The following is a 6444-nucleotide window of genomic DNA, read 5'->3' as shown; positions in this document are numbered from 1 at the left end:
TACGACGTGAACTCCACAGGTCTCTTTCGTGTTCGTGGGGGAAGTGCGGGCGACGCCTCAGTAGCCGTCCTCGGCGCCGAGGGGGATTCTCCCCTCGCGAGCAGCCGCGTCGATGCTCGCCCCCATCCGTGGACAGCCCTCGTGAACCGACCTGCCGGAGCCGTCCACGGCAGTGACGTCGCGTCGCGCGAGCTCGGGGCACGCCGCGCGAGCCGCAGCGGTCCACTGGATCGAGGTCTGGTGCTCGCTGTTCTTCTTCACCCCGACCCGGGCGAGGCAGTCGAGGCAGGCGACCTCGGTCTGGCGCGCCTGCGTGTAGAGGCGCTGGTCCTCGAGGGTGTCGGAGCTGGTGGGGACGAACGAGGCCATCGGGACGGCCTAGGCGTCCGCGGTGGCAGAGGAGTCGGATGCGGCCGCCGCATCCGACTCCTGCTGGGCACGCTTGGCGAGGTTGTCAGCCACCTCCTCCTGCCAGTACTCGTTGGCCTTGGTGGTGTCGACCTCGAACTCGAACCGGTCGGTCATCTCGGGGGCGATGTCGGCGACGTCGACGTAGAACTGCTCGTACCAGCGGCGAAGCTGGTAGACCGGCCCGTCCTCCTCGCAGAGCAGCGGGTTCTGCACGGGGACCTTGTTCTTCCAGATGTGCACGTCCTGGAGGAAGCCCCCGCCGAACATCTCGGCGTACTTCTTGGCGATGAACTGGGCCGTGGGCTCGTCGATGCCCTCGGGCTTCTTGACCGTGATGCCGTACTGCAGGGTGAACGAGTTGGGTCCGGTCGGGATGTGGCAGTTGATCAGGATGACCTCGGTGAGGAAGCCCTTGTAGTCGACGTCGAGCCAGTTGATCATGTACGACGGCCCGTAGTAGGTCGCCTCCGACTTGAGGAACATCTCGGCGTCGCCGTACCCGCCGCTCATGTCGGGGCGCCCCTTCGACTCCATGAACTGGGTCGCGACGTGACCCTCGAAGACGTTGCGGAAACTCGTGGGGAACGAGAAGTGCACGTAGTAGAAGTGCGCCATGTCGACGACGTTGTCGATCAGCTCGCGGCAGTGGGAGTCGGTGATCGGCACGACCTCCCAGGACCAGTCGGTGTAATCGTCGGTGCCGACGCCAGGCAGCTCGGGAGGCAGGAGGTCGTGGTCGGCAGCGCTGCCCTCGGTGTCGTGCCAGATCATCAGCTGCTGGTTGCGGATCGCGGTGGCGTACTTCTGGGTGCGAGCGCGCAGCGGGACGCGTCGGGCGTACGGGATGGCCTTGCACTTGCCGTCACCGCCCCAGCGCCAGTCGTGGAAGGGACACGCGATCTCGTCGCCCTTGACCGAGCCCTGGGTCAGGTCGCCGCCCATGTGACGGCAGTAGCCGTCGAGGACCTGGAGGTCGCCCTTGGTGTCCTGCCAGACCACGAGCTTGGTCCCGAAGGCCTCGATGCCGTGCGGCTTGCCGTCGGCGAACGCACTCGCGAGGCCGAGACAGTGCCAGCCGCGAGCAAAGCGCTCGGGCGCGCTGCCCTGGTCGAGCATGCGGGTCTCACTCATGGGGTCCTCCGGTGTCGTACGACGTCGTTCCTGGGTCGAGACCCGAGGCTAGCCGAAAACGAGAACACGTTCTAGTCTTGCGCCATGCGTGTAGCCCTCGAGCCCGAGCACCTGACCCTCCGAGCCGAGCTGAAGGAGTACTTCAGCGCCCTCGTCACCCCCGAACGCCGCGCCGGACTGGCCTCGGCCACCGGCGAGTTCGGCGAGGCCGGCGTCTACAAGGAGGTGATCCGCCAGATCGGCACCGACGGCTGGTTGGGCATCGGCTGGCCGAAGGAGTACGGCGGCCAGGCGCGCTCGATGATCGAGCAGCTCATCTTCACCGACGCCGCAGCCGTGGCCGGCGTACCGATCCCCTACCTGACGCTCAACACCGTCGGACCGACGATCATGCGCTACGGCACCGACGCGCAGAAGGAGTACTTCCTCCCCCGCATCCTCGCCGGCGACCTGCACTTCTCCATCGGCTACTCCGAGCCCGGCTCCGGAACCGACCTGGCGTCCTTGCAGACCAAGGCGACCCGCGAGGGCGACGAGTGGGTCGTCAACGGACAGAAGATGTGGACCTCCCTCATCCAGTACGCCGACTGGATCTGGCTGGCGTGCCGCACCGACCCGGACCTCCCTCGCCACAAGGGTCTGTCGATGATCATGGTCCCGGCCCAGGCCCCCGGCGTCTCCTACACACCGGTGCACACCGTGGCCGGGGTCGGCACAAGCGCGACGTACTACGAGGACGTGCGCGTGCCGGCCGACAACCTGGTCGGCGACCTCAACGGTGGCTGGAACCTGATGACCAACCAGCTCAACGCCGAGCGGGTCTCGCTGACCTCGGCCGCGCCGACGATCCACTCCCTCAAGCTCGTGCGCGAGTGGGCCCAGCAGACGAAGAACCCGGACGGGCAGCGCGTCATCGACTCCGAGTGGGTGCAGATCGCCCTCGGGCGGGTGCACGCCCGCGTCGAGGCGCTGACCCTGCTCAACTGGAAGCTCGCGGCCGACGCGGACGCCGGGGTGCCTCTCTCCCCCGCCGAGGCGTCGGCGATCAAGATCTACGGCTCCGAGCTCAACACCGAGGTCTATCGCACGTTGATGGAGATCGTCGGGCCGCGGGCCGGCATCACCGCAGACTCCGAGGGCGCCGTCCTCGCCGGGCGCCTCGAGCGCTACTTCCGCTCGTCGCTGGTCATGACCTTCGGCGGCGGCACCAACGAGATCCAGCGCGACATCATCGGCTACGTGGGCCTCGGCCTGCCGGCTGCGAAGCGCTGAGGAGGCGTACGACATGGACTTCACCTTCACCACCGAGCAGGACGACGCGGCCGAGCTGGCCGCGCAGATCCTGCGGGACCGCGCGACCAACGAGCACCAGAAGGCCGTCGAGGCGACCGGCACCCGGGTCGACACCGCCCTGTGGCAGCAGCTGAGCGACGCCGGGCTGACCTCGCTCGCGATCCCCGAGGAGCACGACGGTGCCGGACTCGGCCTCGTCGAGCTGTGCCGCGTGCTGGTCGAGATCGGCCGCACCGTCGCGCCGGTCCCCCTCGCCGTGCACGGGCCGGCCGCGATGGTGGTGGCCGAGTTCGGCACCGCGACGCAGCGCTCCGCGCTCCTGCCCGGAGCGGCCGGCGGGTCGCTGGTGCTCACTGCGGCGGTCGCCGAGGAGCGCAGCCATCTTCCCGAGCGGCCGACCGTGCTGGCGAGCTCCTCGGGTGGCGAACGCTGGAGCCTCACCGGCTCGAAGGAGATCGTGCGCGCCGGTGCCGTCGCGGCGGCCTTCCTCGTCACGGCCACCACGACGGACGGCGTCGGGGTCTTCCTCGTCGACCCGTCCGCCGACGGCGTGCGTCGCATCGAGCAGCACACCAGCGACCGCGACCTCGTGGTCCGGCTCGAGCTGACCGACGTGCGCGCCGAGCTGCTGGGCGCGACCGACGGCGCAGCGGCCGAGCGACTGGGCCAGCTGCTGACGATCTGCGGTGCTGCCGAGCAGCTCGGGGTCACCGAGGGCGCGCTGGCCCTCACTGCGGAGTACGCCAAGACGCGCGAGCAGTTCGGGCGGCCCATCGGCACGTTCCAGGCGGTCTCGCAGCGTCTGGCCAACGGCTACATCGACATTCTCGGTCAGCGCCTCACGCTGTGGCAGGCCGTCTGGCGACTCAGCGAGGGCCTGGACGCCTCCACCGAGGTGGCCACCGCCAAGCTCTGGGCAGCCGACGCCGGCCACGCCTTGGCTCACACGACGGTGCACGTGCACGGCGGGGTCGGCATCGACCTCGACGGCGAGGCGCACCGCTACTTCACCACCGCCAAACGGTTCGAGCTGCTCTTCGGCGGCGCGACCGAGCAAGCGCTCACCATCGGCCGGGCCCTGGCGGCCGAACCCGCCTGACCTGCACGCACGACGAAGGCCCCGCCCGAGCGAGCTGCTCGGGCGGGGCCCTCTTCGTGGTGGAGCTTCCGATCATTCTCGGGACGCCCCGTCCGCGGTGACATCACCGCGTCTCGACACGCGTCGCCTTGCTCGACGACCATCGAGGACACCTCCCGAGCAAGCTCGGGGGTGTCCTCAGCGCAGCTTGTCGAGCCGCGCGACGGTCTCCTCGAACTCGGACACCAGGTCGGCCATCACCTCGGCGACCGGGCGCACCTCGTTCATCCGACCGACGATCTGGCCGACCGGCATCGCGATGACGTCGGGGTCGTTGGCGGCGCTGATGCGGTTGTGCGCGTCGGAGACGAGCAGGTTCTGCAGGGGCATCGGCAGCGGAGCGGGGGCGCCCTCCTCGGCCCAGGCCTCGGTCCACTTCGTCTTGAGCAGACGCGCCGGCTTGCCGGTGTAGACGCGGCTGCGCACCGTGTCGCTGCTCGTGGCACGCGTGAACGCGGTCTCCCACGCCTCGGTGTTGCCGGTGCCCATGAGCTGGTACTCCTGGGTGCCGAGCCAGATCGAGCCCATCCAGACACCCTGCGAGCCGAGCGCCAGCGACGCGGCGATCTGGCGACCCGAGCCGATGCCGCCGGCGCCGAGCACCGGGATGTCGGGGCCCACGGCGTCGACGATGTCGGGCTGGAGCACCATGCTCGCGACCTCGCCGGTGTGACCGCCGGCCTCGTAGCCCTGGGCGATGATGATGTCGACGCCGTTGGCGACGTGGCTCAGCGCGTGCTTGGCCGCCCCGGCGAGCGCGCCGATCTTGATGCCGTGCTCGTGGCACTTGTCGATCACGTCCTTCGGCGGCGAGCCGAGGGCGTTGGCGATGAAGACCGGCCGGTGCTGCAGCGCGATGTCGAGGTGCGAGCGGGCGATGGAGTGCAGCCAGCCCAGGACGCCGTCACGACCCTCGCCCTCGGGGAGCGGCGGCACGCCGAGCTTGAGCAGCGTCTCGTCGACGAACTTCTTGTGCTCGTCGGGGATCATCGCGCCGAGGTCGAGCTGGGTGCCCTCGGTGGGCACCTTCATCGGCATCACGATGTCGACGCCGTAGGGCTTGCCGTCGGTGTTGTCGTCGAGCCAGGTGAGCGTCTTCTCGAGCTCCTCGGTGTCGTTGAACCGCACGCAGCCGAGGACGCCGAGACCGCCGGCGCGCGAGACCGCGGCGGCGACATGCTCGGAGGGGGTGAAGGCGAAGATCGGGTACTCGATCCCGAACTCCTCGCACAGCGGGCTGCGCATCATGCCGAGACCCCTTCGCCGGCGCCGGCCAGGATCATCTCCTTGGCGCGGGGGTACTGCGCCTTGCCGGTCGCGTTGCGTGGGATCTCGGGCACCAGCGTCAGGCTGCGGGGCAGCTTGTAGCCCGACAGGTGGGCACGCAGGTACTCGCGCAGGTCGTCGAGCTCCACCGTCTGGCCCTCACGGGGCTGGACGACGGCCGCAACCGACTGGCCGAACTTCTCGTCGGGGATGCCCACGACGAGGCAGTCGTAGACGCCGGGGTGGCCCTTGATCGCCATCTCGACCTCCTCGGGGTAGACCTTCTCGCCGCCGGTGTTGACGCAGTTGGACCCGCGACCGAGCAGCGTGACGCGGTTGCCCTCCTCGATGCGGGCGAAGTCGCCCGGCACCGAGTAGCGCTCACCGTCGATCTGGAGGAACGTCTTGGCGGACTTCTCGGGGTCCTTGTAGTAGCCCACGGGGACCGAGCCGCCGCGACCGAGGCGCCCGACGACGCCGACGTTCGTGGCGAGGTCCAGCGGCCGGTTGTCGTCGTCGAGCACGACCGAGCTCGGACCGAGGCCCACGACGGGTCCGTCGGTGCTGACCGGGGCGTCCTTGTCGGTCATGCCCATGCCCTGGAACCCGGTCTCGGACGCTCCGACCGAATCGGTGAAGATCGCGTCGGGGAACGCCGCCATCCAGCGCTTCTTGACCGGCGGGCTGAAGATCGCGGCGCTGCTGGAGATGGCGAACAGGCTGGACCCGTCGTACGGCGTGCCGGTGGCGGCCTTGCGCTCGTACTCCTCGATGAGCGGGCGGGCCATCGCGTCACCGGTCATGAAGATCAGCTGGACCTTGTCGGCCTCGATGATCTCCCAGGTGCGCCTGGGGTCGAACTTCGGCTCCACGATCGTGAGGTGGCCGGCGAACAGGTGCATGAGGAGCCCCGCCTGGGCACCACCGTGCATGAGCGGGCTGAGCGGGAAGGTGATCATCCGGCCGTCCTGCTTGGCCTGCTCGGACTGGTCGTACTCCGAGAGCGGCTCGCCGCGGTAGAAGTCGATGCCGCCGCCGAGCACGCGCCAGAAGTCCTCGTGACGCCACATGACGCCCTTGGGGAAGCCGGTGGTGCCGCCGGTGTAGATGATGTGGAGGTCGTCGCTGCTGCGCTCCTCGAAGTCGCGCTCGGCGCTCTGACCCGCCACCGCGTCGGCGTAGAGCACGCCGTCGTACGAGGAGAT

Annotated in this window: 6 protein-coding genes; 2 read left to right on the top strand and 4 right to left on the bottom strand. The window is 69.3% G+C overall.

Features of this window, described 5'->3' with window-relative positions; genetic code table 11:
* Positions 1 to 57 precede the first annotated feature (57 nt).
* Positions 58 to 369: a hypothetical protein gene (locus tag VOI19_RS11635; RefSeq protein WP_323793127.1), complete on the bottom strand. Its 312-nt coding sequence runs from the start codon at positions 367 to 369 to the stop codon at positions 58 to 60.
* A 9-nt stretch (positions 370 to 378) separates the two neighbouring features.
* Positions 379 to 1542, bottom strand: a complete 1164-nt coding sequence (locus tag VOI19_RS11630) for a Rieske 2Fe-2S domain-containing protein (protein WP_323793126.1) — start codon at positions 1540 to 1542, stop codon at positions 379 to 381.
* An 84-nt stretch (positions 1543 to 1626) separates the two neighbouring features.
* Here VOI19_RS11630 and VOI19_RS11625 point away from each other — a divergent pair, with 84 nt between their 5' ends.
* Positions 1627 to 2814: an acyl-CoA dehydrogenase family protein gene (locus VOI19_RS11625; protein ID WP_323793125.1), complete on the top strand. Its 1188-nt coding sequence runs from the start codon at positions 1627 to 1629 to the stop codon at positions 2812 to 2814.
* Positions 2815 to 2827: 13 nt separating this feature from the next.
* Positions 2828 to 3934, top strand: a complete 1107-nt coding sequence (locus tag VOI19_RS11620) for an acyl-CoA dehydrogenase family protein (protein ID WP_323793124.1) — start codon at positions 2828 to 2830, stop codon at positions 3932 to 3934.
* Between the two features lie 177 nt (positions 3935 to 4111).
* Here VOI19_RS11620 and VOI19_RS11615 read toward each other — a convergent pair whose 3' ends face one another.
* Together VOI19_RS11615 and VOI19_RS11610 are read right to left on the bottom strand one after the other, a co-directional pair.
* Positions 4112 to 5221, bottom strand: a complete 1110-nt coding sequence (locus VOI19_RS11615; RefSeq protein WP_323793123.1) for a nitronate monooxygenase family protein — start codon at positions 5219 to 5221, stop codon at positions 4112 to 4114.
* On the bottom strand, positions 5218 to 6444 hold a 1227-nt coding region (locus VOI19_RS11610), incomplete at its 5' end, for an AMP-binding protein (RefSeq protein WP_323793122.1). The genes VOI19_RS11615 and VOI19_RS11610, both read right to left, overlap by 4 nt.

The organism is Nocardioides sp. (assembly GCF_034670285.1).
Classification (GTDB): Bacteria; Actinomycetota; Actinomycetes; order Propionibacteriales; family Nocardioidaceae; genus Nocardioides.
This window is presented reverse-complemented; position numbering and strand designations above follow the sequence as displayed.

Coding starts and splice junctions, on each gene's coding strand:
- VOI19_RS11620 (WP_323793124.1), top strand. CDS start 2,828: ATGGACTTCACCTTCACCACCGAGCAGGACGACGCGGCCGAGCTGGCC.
- VOI19_RS11635 (WP_323793127.1), bottom strand. CDS start 369: ATGGCCTCGTTCGTCCCCACCAGCTCCGACACCCTCGAGGACCAGCGC.
- VOI19_RS11615 (WP_323793123.1), bottom strand. CDS start 5,221: ATGATGCGCAGCCCGCTGTGCGAGGAGTTCGGGATCGAGTACCCGATC.
- VOI19_RS11625 (WP_323793125.1), top strand. CDS start 1,627: ATGCGTGTAGCCCTCGAGCCCGAGCACCTGACCCTCCGAGCCGAGCTG.
- VOI19_RS11630 (WP_323793126.1), bottom strand. CDS start 1,542: ATGAGTGAGACCCGCATGCTCGACCAGGGCAGCGCGCCCGAGCGCTTT.